This is a genomic window from uncultured Eudoraea sp. (assembly GCF_947258925.1).
Taxonomy (GTDB): Bacteria; Bacteroidota; Bacteroidia; order Flavobacteriales; family Flavobacteriaceae; genus Eudoraea.
The window spans coordinates 43969-62304 of record NZ_CAMYKG010000001.1 but is presented as its reverse complement, the minus strand read 5'-3'; the positions used below and the strand labels follow the sequence as shown (position 1 = coordinate 62304).

13 protein-coding genes are annotated in these 18336 nt (G+C 37.7%); 7 read left to right on the top strand and 6 right to left on the bottom strand.

Annotated features, from left to right (window positions below):
* Window position 1 precedes the first annotated feature (1 nt).
* Window positions 2-2080: a TonB-dependent receptor gene (locus Q0X77_RS00310; protein WP_297791684.1), complete on the bottom strand. Its 2079-nt coding sequence runs from the start codon at window positions 2078-2080 to the stop codon at window positions 2-4.
* Between the two features lie 126 nt (window positions 2081-2206).
* On the opposite strand from Q0X77_RS00310, the gene Q0X77_RS00305 reads away from it, so the two are divergent.
* Complete coding sequence (locus Q0X77_RS00305; protein ID WP_297791682.1) at window positions 2207-2974, top strand: exodeoxyribonuclease III; 768 nt, start codon at window positions 2207-2209, stop codon at window positions 2972-2974.
* A 70-nt stretch (window positions 2975-3044) separates the two neighbouring features.
* Complete coding sequence (locus tag Q0X77_RS00300; protein WP_297791680.1) at window positions 3045-4085, top strand: aldo/keto reductase; 1041 nt, start codon at window positions 3045-3047, stop codon at window positions 4083-4085.
* 50 nt (window positions 4086-4135) lie between these two features.
* Here the strand turns inward: Q0X77_RS00300 and radA are convergent, their stop codons facing one another.
* From radA to panC, 5 genes are all read right to left on the bottom strand, one after another.
* Window positions 4136-5509 (bottom strand): DNA repair protein RadA, encoded by a 1374-nt coding sequence (gene radA / locus Q0X77_RS00295; protein ID WP_297791678.1) that lies wholly within the window; start codon window positions 5507-5509, stop codon window positions 4136-4138.
* 115 nt (window positions 5510-5624) lie between these two features.
* Window positions 5625-6770: an alpha/beta hydrolase-fold protein gene (locus Q0X77_RS00290; protein ID WP_297791676.1), complete on the bottom strand. Its 1146-nt coding sequence runs from the start codon at window positions 6768-6770 to the stop codon at window positions 5625-5627.
* 27 nt (window positions 6771-6797) lie between these two features.
* On the bottom strand, window positions 6798-7763 hold the full coding sequence (locus tag Q0X77_RS00285; RefSeq protein WP_297791674.1) for a lysylphosphatidylglycerol synthase transmembrane domain-containing protein: 966 nt from the start codon (window positions 7761-7763) through the stop codon (window positions 6798-6800).
* Window positions 7764-7765: 2 nt separating this feature from the next.
* A complete protein-coding gene (gene panD / locus Q0X77_RS00280) occupies window positions 7766-8116 on the bottom strand; it encodes an aspartate 1-decarboxylase (protein ID WP_297791672.1) in 351 nt (116 codons plus the stop codon).
* A 13-nt stretch (window positions 8117-8129) separates the two neighbouring features.
* Window positions 8130-8978, bottom strand: a complete 849-nt coding sequence (gene panC, locus Q0X77_RS00275) for a pantoate--beta-alanine ligase (RefSeq protein WP_297791670.1) — start codon at window positions 8976-8978, stop codon at window positions 8130-8132.
* Window positions 8979-9080: 102 nt separating this feature from the next.
* Here panC and Q0X77_RS00270 point away from each other — a divergent pair, with 102 nt between their 5' ends.
* From Q0X77_RS00270 to Q0X77_RS00250, 5 genes are all read left to right on the top strand, one after another.
* The gene (locus Q0X77_RS00270) at window positions 9081-9890 is read left to right on the top strand and encodes a glycogen/starch synthase (protein WP_297791668.1); all 810 of its coding nucleotides are present in this window, start codon (window positions 9081-9083) and stop codon (window positions 9888-9890) included.
* 5 nt (window positions 9891-9895) lie between these two features.
* The gene (locus Q0X77_RS00265) at window positions 9896-11725 is read left to right on the top strand and encodes a DUF4270 domain-containing protein (protein WP_297791666.1); all 1830 of its coding nucleotides are present in this window, start codon (window positions 9896-9898) and stop codon (window positions 11723-11725) included.
* A gap of 114 nt (window positions 11726-11839) precedes the next feature.
* Window positions 11840-13687, top strand: a complete 1848-nt coding sequence (gene glmS / locus Q0X77_RS00260) for a glutamine--fructose-6-phosphate transaminase (isomerizing) (RefSeq protein WP_297791664.1) — start codon at window positions 11840-11842, stop codon at window positions 13685-13687.
* A gap of 193 nt (window positions 13688-13880) precedes the next feature.
* Window positions 13881-16667, top strand: a complete 2787-nt coding sequence (locus Q0X77_RS00255) for a TonB-dependent receptor (RefSeq protein WP_297791662.1) — start codon at window positions 13881-13883, stop codon at window positions 16665-16667.
* Between the two features lie 10 nt (window positions 16668-16677).
* Window positions 16678-18207 (top strand): G-D-S-L family lipolytic protein, encoded by a 1530-nt coding sequence (locus Q0X77_RS00250; protein ID WP_297791660.1) that lies wholly within the window; start codon window positions 16678-16680, stop codon window positions 18205-18207.
* Window positions 18208-18336: the final 129 nt, after the last annotated feature.

The following is an 18336-nucleotide window of genomic DNA, read 5'->3' as shown; positions in this document are numbered from 1 at the left end:
ATCATAATTGATAATTCAACCCAAGGCTTGCATAAAAATTTCTATCATTGCCAGGATAATAATAGCGGGGTTCAGATCCTCCAAAACTTAAAGCATTTATCAATACCGATTGGGCATAATTGACATTGAAAATGTTATTGATGCCTAAATCCAAAGAAATCTGCAAATTAGTAACTAACTCTTTTTTATAGCCCAGCCTTGTATTTAATAAATTGTAGGGTTCACTAGACAAAGAATTTGCATCTGTTAGAGGAATAGCATCTACATATTGATAGGTTGTATTCCAGTAAAAGCCTTTCGTGTGGTTAATTCGCAGTCCTAAATTTATCCTGTTTTTGGGGACTCCGGTTAAAGGATTACCTGAATAATCATTATTCCCATCTACAAAATCCACAAACTTATGGTCACTGAGAGTATAACTTGCAAAAGGTGTCATTTGTAATTTAGAACTGAGATCAATCGTATAATTCAGGTCTAGCTCAAGCCCTTGATGTCTCGTACTCCCTGCATTTTTACCAATAAATTGATCTTCCCCTACGCGTTGTGCAACCAATAAGTCATCAATATGCATCCTGAATAGAGCCAGGCTCAACCATAGTTTGTTATTTGCCAATAACATCTTAGTGCCAATCTCATAATTCATTCCCTTTTCCTGAGTTATCTCCGGGTTTATTACACCCTCTGGAGTAAGTGTTTCTTCTAATCCGGGGTTAGAAAAACCTCGGCTAATATTTGCATAAACCTGACTTCCTTTCCAAAAACGATAGATTAAATCCATTCCGGGCATTACGATAAGATCAAAATTGCGTCTTGCACTTTTGTTGGTGTCACCTGTGTTAAATAAATCCCTGAAATCGTAAACAGTTTTATTGACGTTCACCCCCAGTTGCATATTGAACCTATTCGTAAATGGAATTGAAACAGTCGCAAAGGCATTAAATTGTCTTCTGTATTCTTTATTCTCGCTCAATTGATCCCCCTGAAGACTACCATTTCCATTATTATCCCGATATAAGTTCTCAAAGGTTTTCCAATTGTATTCGTCTTTATAGAGTTCTCCGCCAAATAAATAAAACCCGGTTCTATCGTTATATCTAAAATTACCATTGAATTGGGTTCTAAACCCATAACCATTGGTAAACTCATCTAAAATATTGAAAGGGCGGGCTTCATAATGGTCAAGATAAGTGTAAAATAAACTTGTGGTATTTTCCAGTTTGGGACTAAACTTAAGAGTATATGAGAGTCCAAGAAGTGAATATTTATTGGTTTCAAACCCCTGTGCCTGATTCCAGGTAAAAGCGGCTTGCCTCGGATTTTCCGTAAAATCAGTTATTCCTAATGAACTTGGGATTTGAGCCGTGTAGTCAATATAATTAGCTAAAACAGCCAACGAACTTTTTGAGCTAAGTTTCATTGATGCGTTCAATAGTAAGCCATCTCTTTTAAAGGAATTATTTTCCCTATAACCATCTGTATCTAAATGGTTATAGCGCAAATTAAGGGTTAAATGATCTGTAGTGTGATCAAAACTAAAATTATCCTTCAAAAGGCCATAAGACCCTAAGGTAAAATTATTGGCAAATAAGGTTCCTTTGCTATCCCGTTCTTTTGTTTTAAGAAGGATAGCCCCCCCCAGATTTGTACCATAGGCAGTTGCTTTAGGCCCTTTAACTACCTCTATCGAAGCAAGATTTTCCAAATCAAACGCTTCAATAGTAGAGAAACCGGTGCCATTAGTAACAGGGATACCCTGGAAATATAACCTCAATTTGTCTGTGCCAAAAGGTGTTCTTGCACCCACCCCGCGTATGGTTATTCGGTTTGTATTTAATGCCCCGGAAAGTAGATAAACCCCGGAGATTTGGTTAATTGATGAAGCAACATCTATTGGACTGTGATTCTGAAATGCTTTTTCACGAATTATCGTCGTTTCAGTAATACCCAGAGTTTTATCAATTTTCCCGGGATTATAAATTATAACTTCCTTGAGATAAGTTATCGAATCTTTCTCGGATTCTTGTGAAACTCCGTAAAAATAACTTGTGATAAGGATTAAAAATAGAAATTTTCGCTTCATTAATATTGTTCTCTTAAAGAATCTTTATAAAAGTTGGTCTTGTAGAATTCGGCGAAGTTATACAATAAATTACATTTTGTAAGATGGTATAAACATTCACTATTTTTGAAAACAAATTAAATTGATTTGAAAATAGTTTCATACAACGTTAACGGTATCAGGGCCGCCCTGAACAAAGGATTACTGGATTGGTTTAAACAGGTTGACCCGGACGTAATCTGTCTTCAGGAGATCAAAGCCATGAAAGAACAGTTAGACCTCAGTATTTTTGAGAAAAGCGGATACGTCTATAATTACTGGTTTAGTGCACAGAAAAAAGGATATAGCGGAGTGGCCATTTTATCTAAGAGGCAACCAAAACATGTTGAATACGGCACAGGGATAGACTATATGGATTTTGAAGGAAGAAACCTGCGCGCAGATTTTGACGGGCTGTCTGTTATGAGCATGTATCTGCCTTCAGGTACCAACCTCGCAAGATTGGATCTTAAATTACAATATATGGCAGATCTGCAAACCTATGTAGATAAGATCAAAACAGCATATCCAAACCTGATAATATGTGGAGACTATAATATTTGTCATCAGGCAATTGATATCCATGATCCGGTGAGAAATAAGAATGTTTCAGGATTTCTGCCGGTTGAACGGGAATGGATAGGAAAATTTATGGATAGTGGATTTATAGACAGTTTTCGATTTTTTAACAAAGAACCCCATAATTATACCTGGTGGAGTTATAGAGCAAATGCACGGAATAATAATAAAGGATGGCGTCTGGATTACGGTATGGTCAGCCGCTCTTTGGAGCACAGACTTAAACGTTCGGTAATTCTAGCTGAAGCAAAACACAGTGATCATTGTCCCATTCTAATGGAATTAGATGAACAATAAACTACTTTTCATATAATGTAAAAAAGGGAATTAGTAAATTTGCCCGGTCTCAAAAGAATAGAATTTGCCTATGATATATCAAAAATTACCCCATACGGACTTAGAAATTAGTAAGATTTGTCTGGGGACCATGACCTGGGGGCGACAAAATACCGAAGCAGAAGGTCATGAGCAAATGGATTATGCGGTTGAACAGGGAATAAATTTTTTCGATACCGCTGAATTATACCCAATTCCGGCCCATCCCGACAGATATGCAGACACTGAGAAGATTATTGGAAATTGGTTTAAGAAAACCGGAAATAGAGATAAGATTATTCTGGGAAGCAAAATTGCAGGAAAAGCGGAATTCACAAAATTTATAAGAACAACAGGTTTCAGAAGGGAATCTTTGATTGATGCCGTTGAGGGAAGCCTTGAACGACTTCAAACAGATTATATAGATTTGTATCAACTACATTGGCCTGAACGTACGACCAACTATTTTGGAAAAAGGGGTTATAAACATGATCTTTCAGATTTTTGGCAGGATAATATACATCAGGTATTAGAAACTTTGAGGGATCTGATTACTGAAGGTAAAATAAGACATGTGGGACTTTCAAATGAAACCCCTTGGGGTACCATGCGATTTTTGGAGGAGAGCAAAGTACACTCCAGTTTACCAAGAATGATTACGATACAAAATCCTTATAATTTATTGAATCGTCAATTTGAGGTAGGTCTTTCTGAAATTTCAATGCGGGAAAATATAGGTCTCTTAGCTTATTCCCCATTAGGATTTGGTGTTCTCAGCGGGAAGTATAGGGGTGGTATGAAACCGGCAAATGCCCGAATCACCCTATTTCCAAACTATAATAGGTATATTAGTGAAAATGCAAACAAGGCTACCCAGGAATATTATGAACTTGCACAGGAATATAACTTGTCACTTACCCAAATGGCACTGGCATTTGTGAATTCAAGGCCGTTTATAACCAGTAATATAATTGGGGCTACTTCTATGAAACAATTGAAAGAAAACATATCCAGTATAGAAGTTGATCTTTCTGATGAATTATTAAAACGAATTGATGACGTACATAATGATATACCCGATCCGGCGCCATAATTTTGCTGCAATTCAGGAATGGTTTGTAATTAGATAGGATTTAAATTTGTTTAAAGTATCTTATTGACAAAGAGTTTGACAACCACATCCTCAATTTTCGAGACCATTTCAACCTTGATTTTAGTTTTCTTAAGTGCAATTTTGTTGTTCTTTGAAACATAAATTGTAGAAAACCCCAGTTTATCCGCTTCCAAAATACGTTGCTCTACTCTTTGTACCGGTCGAATTTCTCCTGCCAATCCTATTTCCGCAGCGAAACATACATTTTTCTCTATCGGAATATCCGCGTTGCTGGATAAAATAGCGGCAATTACTGCAAGATCTATTGCAGGGTCGTCTACAGTAATGCCCCCAGTAATATTTAGAAATACGTCCTTTGCTCCCAATTTAAAGCCTGCCCTTTTTTCCAAAACGGCCAATAACATGTTTAGCCGTTTGGCATTGTAACCGGTGGCAGAACGCTGCGGTGTTCCATAGACTGCAGAACTCACTAAAGCCTGAATTTCTATCATTAAAGGACGCATGCCTTCTATAGTTGAAGCAATGGCAGTACCACTTAGCCCTGAATCATTTTTAGAAAGTAATACTTCCGAAGGGTTATTTACCTCCCGAAGTCCATCACCCTGCATTTCATAGATACCAAGTTCTGCAGTAGATCCAAATCTGTTCTTTAGCGCCCTTAAAATCCTGTAAACGTAATTCCGATCTCCTTCAAACTGAAGGACAGTGTCTACCATATGCTCCAAAATCTTTGGTCCGGCAATATTGCCATCTTTGGTAATATGCCCTATTAGGATAACCGGGGTATTAGTTTCTTTAGCAAATCGTATTAGTTCTGAAGCACACTCCCGAATCTGAGATATACTTCCCGCTGAAGATTCTATATAATCTGTATGCAGTGTCTGTATAGAGTCAATTACCAGTATATCTGGTGCAATTTCATGAATCTGTTTAAAAATATTTTGGGTTTTGGTTTCAGTCAGAATATAGCAGGTCTGATTATTTGGATGAATTCTCTCAGCCCTCATTTTTATTTGCTTCATACTTTCTTCACCCGAAACATAGAGGGTACGCAAATTAAGTCTTAAGGCAATTTGCAGTAGTAAAGTACTTTTGCCTATACCGGGTTCGCCACCAAGAAGAACAAGTGAACCGGGCACCAAACCTCCGCCTAAAACCCTGTTAAATTCTTTATCGCAAATGTCCAGCCTAAATTCCTTAGATGAATTTATCTGTCCAATGAGCAGTGGTTTTGAAGCTTTTTCTTTAGTACTTTCTGCACTTTTCCAGGGAACGGTATTTTCTTTCTGTATTATCTCTTCTACAACCGTATTCCATTCTTTGCAGGCCCCGCACTGACCTACCCATTTTGCATATTGGGTGCCACAATTCTGGCAAAAAAAAGCTGTTTTTGTTTTAGCCATTTGAACCTAAGCTGGTTTTGGCTAAAGATATTGTGGTTCCTGTAAAAATCAAAAGAATGTTGATACTTTAAATATCATATTCTGTAGTAGTTAGTAAGATTAGATCACAGTTGATTTAAAAACCAAAGTCTGCTTTTAGGGCGTCCATTTTTTCCAGGGCCATTTCCTTTGTTAAAAAATCAATTTCTTCCATGCCAAAGGCCTTCTCAAATGTCCGAAGTGCTTTTTTGGGTTCTCCTATTTCTTCGTAATATTCTCCTTCAAAATAGAATCCGAGCATGGTAGTGGGAAATTCTTTTTTACATAGCTCTGACAAAGGTTTCAAAGACTCAAAATCATCTTTTTTTCTGCTTCCGGCATAGATGGCCATAATATCGTTTAGTTCAACTTCCTTTCTAAATCCGAACAACTCCTCTATTGAATTGTATTTGTCCTCCAAATATTTATAGACTGGTTCTTCCGAAGTAAGAATTTTTTCTTTGTATTCTTTTGGACTAATGGGTTTGAAAATTTCAAACATACTTCCCCAGGCCTTACCAATGCCAAAGGTTGCTACCGATACTTCATTAGCATCAGGATATTCATCAAAATGATAATTGAAACTCTCCTTTTCAATACTTGTTAGAGCCTTGTCCATTTGCAAAATAGCTTTTCGGCTATTGTCGAGTTTTCCACCGACGATTAAATGATAAAAAATGTGTTGATCTATTTCATTTAGTCTCGCAGGAATTCTGTTTTCCATTTCAGGCGCCAGATATGGAGAAATACTTATGAATGCATTGAAAAGGGATCTTTCCTTAAATAAATAGTAGTTCCCAAAGTTTGCGGTAATATCATATCCAACAAACATACTAAAGGGGGCGGTACTATAAGTTGTTTTAAGGTATGGAATCAGCTCCATACCGAGAAATTCAAAAAACAATTTACCTTTTTCCGCAGGGAGGCCAGTGTCTTCCTCAAATGCGCAATCTTCCCACCGCAAATCATTTTCACTTTGAAATACTCCTACTATAATCGCCTCGGGAGTTCCCTGGAAAGAACTGTAAAATTTTGAAATAGCGACCACCTGATCAAAAAGGTATTCACCATCCAAAACAACAACCAATGGATATTTCTTTTCAGGGGTATAATTCTCGGGGATATAATATTTTACATCCCTTCTTTCCTGAAGTTTAAAAGATTCAAAGATCTCCTGTGTTACCTGTGCTACTAATCCTGAACAGAAAAGCAATGCAACACATAGAAAAAAATTACGTGTCATGTTGAAAAGATTGATAACAGCTTTATGCTATTTATTCCTGTTCAATAACGGTAAGATCAGGAAAGATATTGCACCAAATAGCACAACCATGAGTGTTTGAGATATCCACATGATCCATCCGAATGAATTACCGGCAACAGCTGAAACACCAAAAATTGCCAGAGATTTACTTACTGCTATAGGGTAAAGGCCTATTCCTCCATTAGTCGTAGACATAGCGAAGGCTCCTGCAACGAATGCTACTAATAATTGCCCAAACGAAAGAGATATGGTTTCTGGGACCGTAAATTTTATTACCCAAAACATAAGAACATAGGCACTCCAAATAAATATAGTGTGTAGTAAAAATGCCCATTTGTATTTCATTTTAAAAATACTCAAAATACCATCGAGCAAACCTTTAATAAAATCTCTGATTCTTATAGCCAGTCTTGAACTTGATCGTTTTAAAAAAACAAGGATAAATAATAGCCCTATAAAGCCAACCCCAAGAAAAATAAGGGTATTTGTTAAACCCAATCCTTTTTCATTCAAAAAGTTGAGTATTACTTCTGTTTGAGAAAATAATGCGATTAATATTATGAGTAGTAATACAATTAAATCTACTACCCTTTCCGTGACAATTGTTCCAAAACCTTTTTCAAAAGGTACGTCCTCGTAGGTGGCAAGAGCTGTTGCTCTTAACACCTCGCCCGACCTTGGAATCCCTAAATTGGCAAAGTATGCCATCAAAATAATCAATATATTATTTGACACTTTTGGAGAATATCCTAAAGGTTCCAGAAGATAATTCCATCTAACAGCTCTTGAAATATGACTTAGTATACCTATAAAAATGGAAAGACCTACCCAAAACAAGTCGGCTTCTTTGATGTACTTTATTATTTGTAACCTTTCTTCTGCCGAAGTGTTGTAATAAGAATACCAAACTAAAAAAACTCCCAAAGCAATTGGGAGTACGATTTTCAAGATCTTTTTTAGCCTTGTACTCAAACCTATTTTAATAGATTGGTTTCTTCATCAGGGAATACCAGAGCTGGATTAAACTTTTTAGCTTCTTCTATATCCATCCTGGCATAGGTAATTAAAATAAGAATATCTCCTACTGCTACTTTTCTGGCTGCAGCTCCATTTAACGTTAATTCTCCTGAACCCCTGGGTCCCGGAATAACATAGGTTTCCAATCGTTCACCATTATTATTGTTCACAATCTGGACTTTTTCACCATGAATAATATTGGCAGCATCCATAAGGTCTTCGTCAATGGTGATACTTCCTATATAATTAAGATCCGCTCCGGTAACACGGACACGATGTATTTTTGATTTTACAACTTCTATTTGCATAGGACAAAGTTAATTAATTGAGGGCTATATTATCTATCAGTCGAACCCCACTGATATAAACCGCAATAAAGGCCCTGTATTTTGTATTCTTTTGTTTTCTTTTAACAGGTATTAAAGTTTCCTGATCACATATTTCTATATATTCCAAATCGAAATCAGAGGCATCATCAAATTTATTTTGAACCCAATTCCTCACATATTGTGCACTTTTCATGCCAAATATTTTTTTGGCAGATATTAGAGTTTTATAAATAAAAGAGGCTCGATTTCTTAAGGATTCTGGCAGTCTTTCATTTCTAGAACTCATCGCAAGTCCCCCAGGTTCCCTGACAATTGGACAGCCAATTATTTCAATTGGCATATTCATTTTTTGAACCAACTTTTTAATAATTAATAGTTGTTGAAAATCCTTTTCACCAAAATATGCCCTGTTGGGTTTCACAATAGAGAACAGTTTTTCGACAACAGTTGCCACACCAGAGAAATGATTGCTTCTAAACTCCCCTTCCATTCTCTTGTCCAATCCATTGAATTCGTATTCTTTTGATTTAATATTTTTGGAATACAAATCTGTTACCGATGGAGTAAAGACTATCAATTCATCTGATATGCTTTTCAAATATTCGAGATCTGTATCCAATGTACTGGGATATTTCTTTAAATCATCTTTATTGTCAAACTGCGTGGGATTGACAAAAATACTCACCACAACAGCATCATTTTCAGAGATGGCTTTTTTGACCAATGCAAGATGTCCTTTGTGTAATGCCCCCATAGTTGGGACCATGCCAAGAGAATTTGAAGCATGTTTAAATGCGGATAAATGAGATATTAGAACCTTTTTGCTACTAAATATCAACATAATAAATTATTACAGCCAGCAAACTTACTATAATTAGGGCTATTCTACATTATTTTTGTAATTTTGCAGCTACGTTTTACCTATAAACAAAATACATTTTTTATGAATGGTAAAAAGATATTGTTTGTATCTTCTGAATTAGTGCCCTACCTACCAGAGAATGAAGTTTCCTTAATGTCTTACGAAGCGCCAAAAATGGTCAACAGCAGAAAGGGCCAAATACGAATTTTTATGCCAAGATATGGCAATATTAATGAGCGCAGGCATCAGTTGCATGAAGTAATTCGACTATCTGGGATGAACCTTGTAATTAATGATATGGATATGCCGCTTATTATTAAGGTTGCTTCGATACCCAAAGAGCGCATTCAGGTATATTTTATAGATAATGAGGAGTATTTTAAGCGCAAAGCTACCTTCACAGATGAAAATGGGGCATTGTTTCCTGATAACGATGAAAGAGCAATTTTCTTTGCTAAGGGGGTAGTAGAAACAGTAAAAAAATTGAATTGGTCACCGGATATTATTCATGTACATGGATGGATGGCCTCACTTGTACCTTTATATTTACGAAACTATTATGCAGATGAACCTCTATTCGCGGATAGCAAAATAGTCACTTCAGTTTATAGTAAAGGTTTCGAAGGAAGTCTGGATGGAAGTATGAAGCAAAAAATTTCATTTGATGGAATTGCTGATGAAAGTATTTCGCATTTGGATTCACCCACCTATAATAATTTGTTAAAAGTTGCTGTAGATTTTTCTGATGCTATTATTTTAGCCGCTGAAGATATTTCAGAAGATTTAAGTAATTACATAACAAACCTCCAAAAACCTCTGTTGCCGTATGTGACTCTTCAGGAATTTGAAGAAGCATATGCTGACTTTTACAGCACTGAAGTTTTAAAATAGGCTCAATGAAAATTTTTTTTAAACCGGTATTCGCTGCTTTGGCAGTTTTGCTACTATTCCTTTCGTTTTCTTCTTGTGAAGAAGATATAACTACAATTGGCGATGGTGTTATAGGAGGAGATCCCTTTAATACGAGTAAAGCGGTTTATGATGTTTTTGCATTTAATAAAAAAATTAATGCAGTCGAAACTAACCAACTTCCCATCTATCAAATAGGCGTATACAATGATCCGCTTTATGGGAGTACCGAGGCTAGTATAACTTCGCAGTTGAGACTACAGGGAGGAACCGGTAATCCATCATTTGGCCTCTTTTCGCAGCAAAGAGAAGATGATTCTGCATCGGATCCGGACGCAACCTCAATTCAGGAGAATGAAACGGTTAAAGAAGTAATACTTTATATCCCATATCTTCAAAACCCAAACGGGGACAGAGATTTAGATGGTGTGCCGGATACTTTTGACGCAGATCCGGATGATCCGAATAGTGACAGTGATGGAGATGGTATTACAGATGCTGATGAAAGATCAATAGGAACAAACCCTCTTAGTGATGATACAGATAATGATGGTATAAAGGATGGGGATGATACCGAGATTGATGTAAACAGATATCCTCTGAAAGTAGATCTGGACAGTATTTATGGAAACCGGGATGCACCCTTTAATTTCAAGGTTGAAAGGTCTACTTACTTTTTGAGAGATTTGGACCCGGATACCGGTTTTCTGGAATCGCAGGAATATTACTCGTCTCAGGAGTTTTCTCCTGATTTTGTTTCTGAAGTACTTTTTGATGGTTCGGTAACCATATCGGATGAAGAAACATTAATTTTTCCCGAAGATGATCCCGATACAGAAGCGGACGAATCTCTTAATGAACCGGAGCGAATCCAACCTGGTATTCAGGTTGCATTGGATCCTGCATTTTTTCAACAAAATGTTCTAGATAAAGAAGGCCAGTCAGAGTTATTAAGTCAGGCAAATTTTAGTGATTTTATCAGGGGACTTCATTTGTCTGTTTCGGCTATAACTGATGATATTTTGCTTATCCTGGATATTACCGAAGCCACGGTTACAATTACCTATGAGTATGATAAACAGGAAGATGACCAAATTATTAAGGAAGAATCATTATACGAATTGACATTAATTACCAGAGACTTAACCTTTGGCGCAATTAGTGGTAACGCGGTCAATACGTTAATAAATGAACCATTTCCTTCAGAAATTGCAGGTGAATTAGACTTAGACGAAAATGCAGGGAGAATTTATCTTAAAGGAGGTTCGGGAGCCTATACTGAGATCCAGTTGTTTGAGGAAGATAACGGCGAGGATATAATAAACCAGATTAAGGCGAATAATTGGATAGTCAATGAAGCCAACCTTATCTTTTATGTAGACAGGGAAATGTTAGACATGGCCGGTATAGTTGATGAACCCCCGGCATTATACCTGTTTGATGCGGAGACCAACAGGCCAATTTATGACCTTTCCGTAATTAGTGATCCAGACCTCAGAACCAGAATTGATATTAATTATGGCGGGTCTTTGGAAAAAGAAAACAATAAGGGGGTCCGTTATAAAATGAAAATAACGAATCATATTAATGATATTTTAATAAGAGATTCTACAAATGTTACTCTTGGCCTCTCCGTAACGGCCGATTTGTCGATTAGTGCTTCTAAAAATGCCGTGTTAGATATGATGAATGAATCGGATCTGCCCTTGAGCGCCACAATTACCCCCCTAAGTACTGTTCTTTATGGCAGTAATTTACCTATCGAAGAAGAGGATTTGAAGCTGAAATTGGAGATATTCTATACAGAGGTTAATTAACCTTCTTGATAATACTTCTTGTAGTATTTTTACGTTATACAACCGAAAATTCTGATAGTATTGAAATTCTTCTTGTAAATTTGATCATCTACTAACTATTTAATTAGTAATACTATGTGTGGAATTGTGGGTTATATTGGTAAAAAGGATGCATATCCAGTAATTATGAAAGGTTTGCAACGCCTTGAATACCGGGGGTATGACAGTGCAGGAATTGCATTATTCGACGGAAATAAGATCAATCTTTCTAAAACTAAGGGTAAGGTTCAAGATCTCAAAGAGCGGTCGGAAAGCGATATTCCCTTAAATGGCAGTGTTGGTATAGGACATACAAGATGGGCAACTCATGGTGTTCCAAACGATGTTAATTCGCATCCGCATTATTCAAATTCGGGAAATCTTATAATTATCCATAATGGCATTATTGAGAATTATGAAGCCATAAAACAAGAACTAACTAAAAGGGGCTATACCTTCAAATCGGATACCGATACCGAAGTTCTTGTCAATCTTATTGAAGAAGTAAAGAAAAAGGAAAATGTCCTTTTAGGAAAAGCTGTTCAGATTGCTTTAAACCAAGTAGTTGGCGCCTATGCCATTGCTGTATTCGATATTGAAAAGCCAGATGAAATTGTGGTAGCGAAATTGGGCAGTCCTCTTGCAATTGGTATCGGAGAAGATGAATTTTTTATAGCTTCCGATGCTTCGCCTTTTATTGAATATACCAATAATGCGGTTTACCTCGAAGACCAGGAAATGGCTATAGTTCGCCTTGGCAAAGAAATTAAACTACGGAAGATAAAGAATGATGCTATAGCTTACCCTCTGGTGCAGGAACTTCAATTAAATCTTGAGGAAATTGAAAAAGGGATGTATGATCATTTTATGTTAAAGGAGATCTATGAGCAACCAAGCGCTATCAAGGATACTTACAGGGGAAGATTACTGGTTGATCAGGGCATAATTAAAATGTCTGGTATTGATCAGAATCTCGAAAAATTTCTCAACGCAAATAGGATAATTATTGTGGCATGCGGAACTTCCTGGCACGCAGGGCTAGTAGCTGAGTATATTTTCGAAGATTTGGCAAGAATACCTGTGGAAGTAGAATATGCTTCAGAATTCAGATATAGAAATCCTGTAATTACTGAAAACGACGTGGTAATTGCTATTTCACAATCCGGTGAGACAGCTGATACATTAGCGGCAATTAAGCTTGCTAAAGAGAAAGGAGCTTATGTATTTGGGGTGTGTAATGTAGTAGGTTCTTCTATTGCACGTGAGACCCATGCGGGGGCATATACACATGCCGGACCGGAAATTGGCGTAGCTTCTACTAAGGCATTCACTACTCAGATAACAGTCCTCACACTAATTGCTTTAAAATTGGCAAAAGAAAAGGGTGAATTTTCACAATCTAGATTTCATGAATTCCTTTCAGAATTAGAGAACATTCCAAGAAAAGTTGAGATAGCACTTCAATCGAATCCTTTGGTTGAAATCATCGCAAATGAATATAAAGATTCCGAAAATTGTTTATACCTGGGCAGGGGTTATAATTTTCCTGTGGCCCTCGAAGGCGCTTTAAAGTTGAAGGAGATAAGCTATATCCATGCAGAGGGATATCCTGCAGCAGAAATGAAACATGGACCTATAGCACTAATAGATGAACAAATGCCGGTTATAGTTATTGCTACCAATAAAGGGCATTATGAGAAGGTTGTAAGTAATATTCAGGAGATAAAATCTAGAAATGGTAAAATTATTGCCGTTGTCACTGAAGGGGATGATCAGGTTAAGGATTTAGCAGATCATGTAATTGAAGTGCCTGAAACGCTTGAAAGTCTTACCCCACTTATTACTACAATACCGTTACAGTTGTTATCATATCATATCGCGATAATGAGAGGATGCAATGTCGATCAACCTCGAAATTTGGCTAAATCAGTTACTGTGGAATAACTGAATTTGAATAAATTTAGAAAAAGGCGACCATAATTTATGGTCGCCTTTTTTGTTTTGATTATCGATTTATGAATAGAAGCCCTGTCGGACTGAGAAATTAACAGCATAAGTGTATTCTTTTTCAATTTTTTTCATTTACAATTTAAAAAATCTGTATATTGGCAACATACTAATTTAACTCAAAATTAACATGAAAAGAATCATTCTTTTTTCCCTTCTAATGTTGGGCTTTGGAGTCTATTCACAGACAACCGTGAATGGAAATGTAACGGATGAAAACGGTCAGCCTATTCCAGGAGCCAATGTGGTAATACTTGGAAAGGCGATTGGAACAACCTCCGATTTTGATGGTAATTTTGTTCTTGAAACTTCTGAAGTTCCCCCCTTTCAATTAAGGATAACCAGCATTGGATTTGCGGAGGAAACGGTTGAGGTAACTTCGAACAATCAAACCATAACTGTAATTCTTGGTGAGACACAAACATTTTTGGATGAAGTAGTTATTTCAGCTTCCAGAACACCGGAACGAATTTTTGAATCTCCCGTAACGGTAGAACGCTTAAGTATTGAAGCAATAAAAAATACTACTTCAGCAGATTTTTACGGGGGCTTGGAAAACTTAAAAGGGGTTGATATAAACACCAACAGTTTAACCTTTAAATCAGTGAATACTCGTGGTTTTGCCACCTTTGCCAATACGCGTTTTATGCAGTTGGTAGATGGTATGGATAATTCTACTCCTGCCTTGAACTTTCCTATTGGGAATCTTGTTGGCTTAATTGAAGCAGATGTACAAAGCGTTGAATTATTGCCAGGTGCTTCTTCTGCACTATATGGTGCAAATGCTTTTAATGGGATTCTTTTTATGCGCAGTAAAAGTCCATTTGATTACCAGGGAATTAGCGTAACAATTAAACAGGGGATTACCTCACAGGAGGCTGCAGGGGATAATAGTTATACAGATTTTGGTATAAGGGCCGCATATAAGTTCTCAGACAAATTTGCGGGAAAAGTGAATTTTGGCTATCTCAAAGGAACAGATTGGGCCGCTACAAGCGAAATAGATAAGTTTGACCCTACCCGTACAAGGGCAGATCTGGATTATGATGGGATTAACGTCTATGGCGATGAAGTATCCGCTGACATAAAAAGTGTTGCCGTGACATTAGAAGGCCTTGGTATTCTCCCGGAGGGAGCTAATGCACTAGTGCCCTCAGTAGATGTTAGTAGAACCGGATATAACGAAGAAGACCTCACCAATTATAATGCGGAAAGTATCAAAGCGGATTGGGGCTTGTTTTACCGACCCATAACAGGAAAAAGTTTCGAAATGTCCTATGTAGGTAAAGTGGGAACAGGTTCCACGATTTATCAGGGCACCAACAGATATAATATTAATGGGTTTTTCCAGCAGCAGCACAAAATCGAATTTAGAAACGATAACTTCTTTCTGAGGGGATATATAGTGTCAGATAAAGCCGGGGATTCCTATGATATGGTTTTCACGGGGATTAACATTAACAGGCGATGGAAAGATGACCAGACTTGGTTTGGTGAATATGCCGGAACCTACGTTCAGGCTACTTTAGGAGGGGCCACTGATGAACAAGCCCATGCGGCTGCCAGGGCACAAGCAGAATCCGGACGTTATCTGCCAGGTTCACCAGAATTCAATAATGCTTTTGAAAGTGTTATTAAAAATCCTGATCTGGCCTCAGGGTCTCAGTTTAAAGATGCATCTAAGTATTATCATGCCGATGGTAATTACAATTTTGGCCATCTGGTCGATTGGGCCGCTATCCAACTTGGAGGTTCCTTCAGGCGCTACAATTTAAATTCATTCGGAACAATATATACAGACTTTGATGGCCCTATTGACTATTCTGAATTTGGAATCTATACCCAGATACAGAAGGATTTAGAGTTAAATGAAAAATTGAAGCTTAAACTTACAGGTTCTATTCGTTATGACAAATCGGAATTTTTTGATGGCTTCTTTTCTCCGAGAATATCCGCCGGTCTCACAATTAACAGGGATCACAATGTTCGAGCATCATTCCAAACAGGATTTAGAAATCCCACAACACAGGATTTATTTATAGGGCTCGATGCCGGAAGGGCCATTTTAATAGGTTCGGCCCCGGAAAACCTGGATAGGTACTCCAGAGACTTCGATGTTAGTGGTGGCGGACAGGATTTAGGCCAGCCGGCTACTATAACCCAAACAGGATCTGCTGCTTATAATAATTCATATTCCCTCAGTTCCGTTCAAACGCTGGGAGTAACGGGTGATCCTGGTGATTTAAGAATAGCTAATCCTAATTTAGTGAAGCCTGAAAAGGTAACTTCATTTGAGATAGGTTACAGAGGAAAAATAGACAAATTAGTTATAGATTTTAGCACCTATTATAACAACTATAAGGATTTCATTTCTCAAGAAGTAGTTGTAGCACCCTTTTACGGAACGGTTGGAGATGGTTCACTTTCAGTAGCAGCTGTTAGTAATGGTGACTTTCAAGCGTATAGCGCTTATACAAATTCTGATGTGGATATAAACTCTTATGGAGCATCTTTGGGCCTATCGCTAAAAGTATTTAGAAATTTTGATCTGGGCGGAAGCTATACATTTACAAAACAAGATTTTGATCAGGAAGCTAACCCTGATTTTATGTCTAATTTCAATACACCTGAACATAAGTTTAAAGCTTCCTTTGGGAATACGGATCTTTTTGAAAATTTCGGATTTAATATTTCCTATAGGTTCAGTGATGACTATTTCTGGGAGGCTACTTTTGGAAATGGGGTTGTTCCGGAATTCCATGTACTTGATGCCCAGTTTAATTATAGGGTACCCAGTATAAAATCAACATTTAAGATCGGAGGTAACAATATACTGGGGAAAGAATACTTTACTGCTTTTGGAACAGGGTTTATTGGTTCCATATATTATGTTTCATGGGCAATTAATACTTTATAATATGATGAATATGAAAATAAAATATATCTGGTTATTAGCATGCATAATAGTCTTTTCTGCTTGTAATAAAAGAGAAGATTTTGAAATGATTGAGGAGGAAGTACAGTTACCACCTGCCACCCCGGGATCTGCTGATTTTTCGAATTTTGTGGCTTTGGGTAATTCTTTGATGGCGGGATTTACGGATGGGGCGCTATTTATTGCAGGACAAAACAATTCATTACCTAACATTTTATCACAACAATTTGAAGTTGCAGGAGGGGGCAGTTTTATACAACCCTTGACCAATGATAATTTAGGTGGTTTAGCCTTAGCTGGGAATCGGCTTCCAGGTTTTGATCCAAGGTTTATTTTTGACGGGGCAGGACCTGCTCCCTTAGAATCTGTGATTGGCCCTGTAACGGTAACCACAGATATAGTACTTAACAATCCTACCGGTCCTTTTAACAATTTAGGGGTGCCGGGCGCAAAGAGTTTTCATCTGTTAGCCCCGGGATATGGTAATTTGGGTAATCTTGCCTTAGGGCTGGCTAATCCTTATTTTATTAGAATGACGGGCTCAAACCCCGACGCTAGTGTTTTGCAGTTGGCGGCAACCCAGACACCGTCTTTCTTTTCATTATGGATTGGTAATAATGATGTTTTGGGATACGCACTCAGCGGAGGTGATGGAACGGATCCAATAACACCAGTTGACGGACCTCCTGGAGTGGGTTTTAACCAAACATTTGGTGCTTTGATTGCTTCGCTTACAGCATCAGGTGCCGGAGGTGTAGTTGCTAATATACCCAATGTTTTGGAAATACCACATTTTACTACCGTACCACATAACCCGGTTCCATTGGATGCTGCAACAGCCGCAGCTGTAAATCAGGAATATGTACCTTATAATGGGGGAATACAGGCAGCGCTCGCCGCTTTGGAAGGTACAGGGCTTTTTACAGCTGAAGAGGCAGCAGCCAGAATCATTAGTTTTGAGGCCAGTGAAACTAATGCCGTGGTAATTGAAGATGAAAGTTTAACTGATTTGGGAGCTATAAACCCTGCTTTTGCAGGACTGCCAAAAATTAGACAGGCTACAGCAGATGACCTTCTTGTTTTATTGGCTGCAAATTTCATTGGCACCCTGGCAGATCCAAACAATCCACTATCCGTAAATGGTGTGGCTATACCTTTAGCGGATAAATGGGTGCTTATTCCTGCTGAACAAGCCGAAATTTCAGAGGCAATAACCAATTTTAACGGGGCCATTTCCAGCGCGGTAAGTGCGGCGGGGCTCGCATTGGTAGATGCTAATAGCTTGTATAATCAATTATTAGCTGGTGGTATTACAAGTGGTAATTTCACCCTGACATCGAATTTGGTAACCGGCGGGGCATTTTCATTAGACGGTGTACATCTTACAGCGAGAGGGAATGCTTTAGTGGCCAATGAATTTATGAAGGCCATTGATGCCACCTACGGATCAAATTTTGAAGCTTCCGGGAATCTGGTAGACATTGGAAATTACCCAACAAACTATTCGCCAACCTTACAGTAGGTATTCACAATACATGAAAAAAGCACCATTTTCCCGGTGCTTTTTTTTATGTCAAAAAATCAAAGTATTCCATTCCTATTTAAAAAGGAAAAACATATCTTTGCAGCCTGAAAAAACATCCAATTTATA

Coding starts and splice junctions, on each gene's coding strand:
- Q0X77_RS00270 (WP_297791668.1), top strand. CDS start 9,081: ATGAATGGTAAAAAGATATTGTTTGTATCTTCTGAATTAGTGCCCTAC.
- panC (WP_297791670.1), bottom strand. CDS start 8,978: ATGTTGATATTTAGTAGCAAAAAGGTTCTAATATCTCATTTATCCGCA.
- Q0X77_RS00300 (WP_297791680.1), top strand. CDS start 3,045: ATGATATATCAAAAATTACCCCATACGGACTTAGAAATTAGTAAGATT.
- Q0X77_RS00265 (WP_297791666.1), top strand. CDS start 9,896: ATGAAAATTTTTTTTAAACCGGTATTCGCTGCTTTGGCAGTTTTGCTA.
- radA (WP_297791678.1), bottom strand. CDS start 5,509: ATGGCTAAAACAAAAACAGCTTTTTTTTGCCAGAATTGTGGCACCCAA.
- Q0X77_RS00255 (WP_297791662.1), top strand. CDS start 13,881: ATGAAAAGAATCATTCTTTTTTCCCTTCTAATGTTGGGCTTTGGAGTC.
- Q0X77_RS00290 (WP_297791676.1), bottom strand. CDS start 6,770: ATGACACGTAATTTTTTTCTATGTGTTGCATTGCTTTTCTGTTCAGGA.
- panD (WP_297791672.1), bottom strand. CDS start 8,116: ATGCAAATAGAAGTTGTAAAATCAAAAATACATCGTGTCCGTGTTACC.
- glmS (WP_297791664.1), top strand. CDS start 11,840: ATGTGTGGAATTGTGGGTTATATTGGTAAAAAGGATGCATATCCAGTA.
- Q0X77_RS00310 (WP_297791684.1), bottom strand. CDS start 2,080: ATGAAGCGAAAATTTCTATTTTTAATCCTTATCACAAGTTATTTTTAC.
- Q0X77_RS00250 (WP_297791660.1), top strand. CDS start 16,678: ATGAAAATAAAATATATCTGGTTATTAGCATGCATAATAGTCTTTTCT.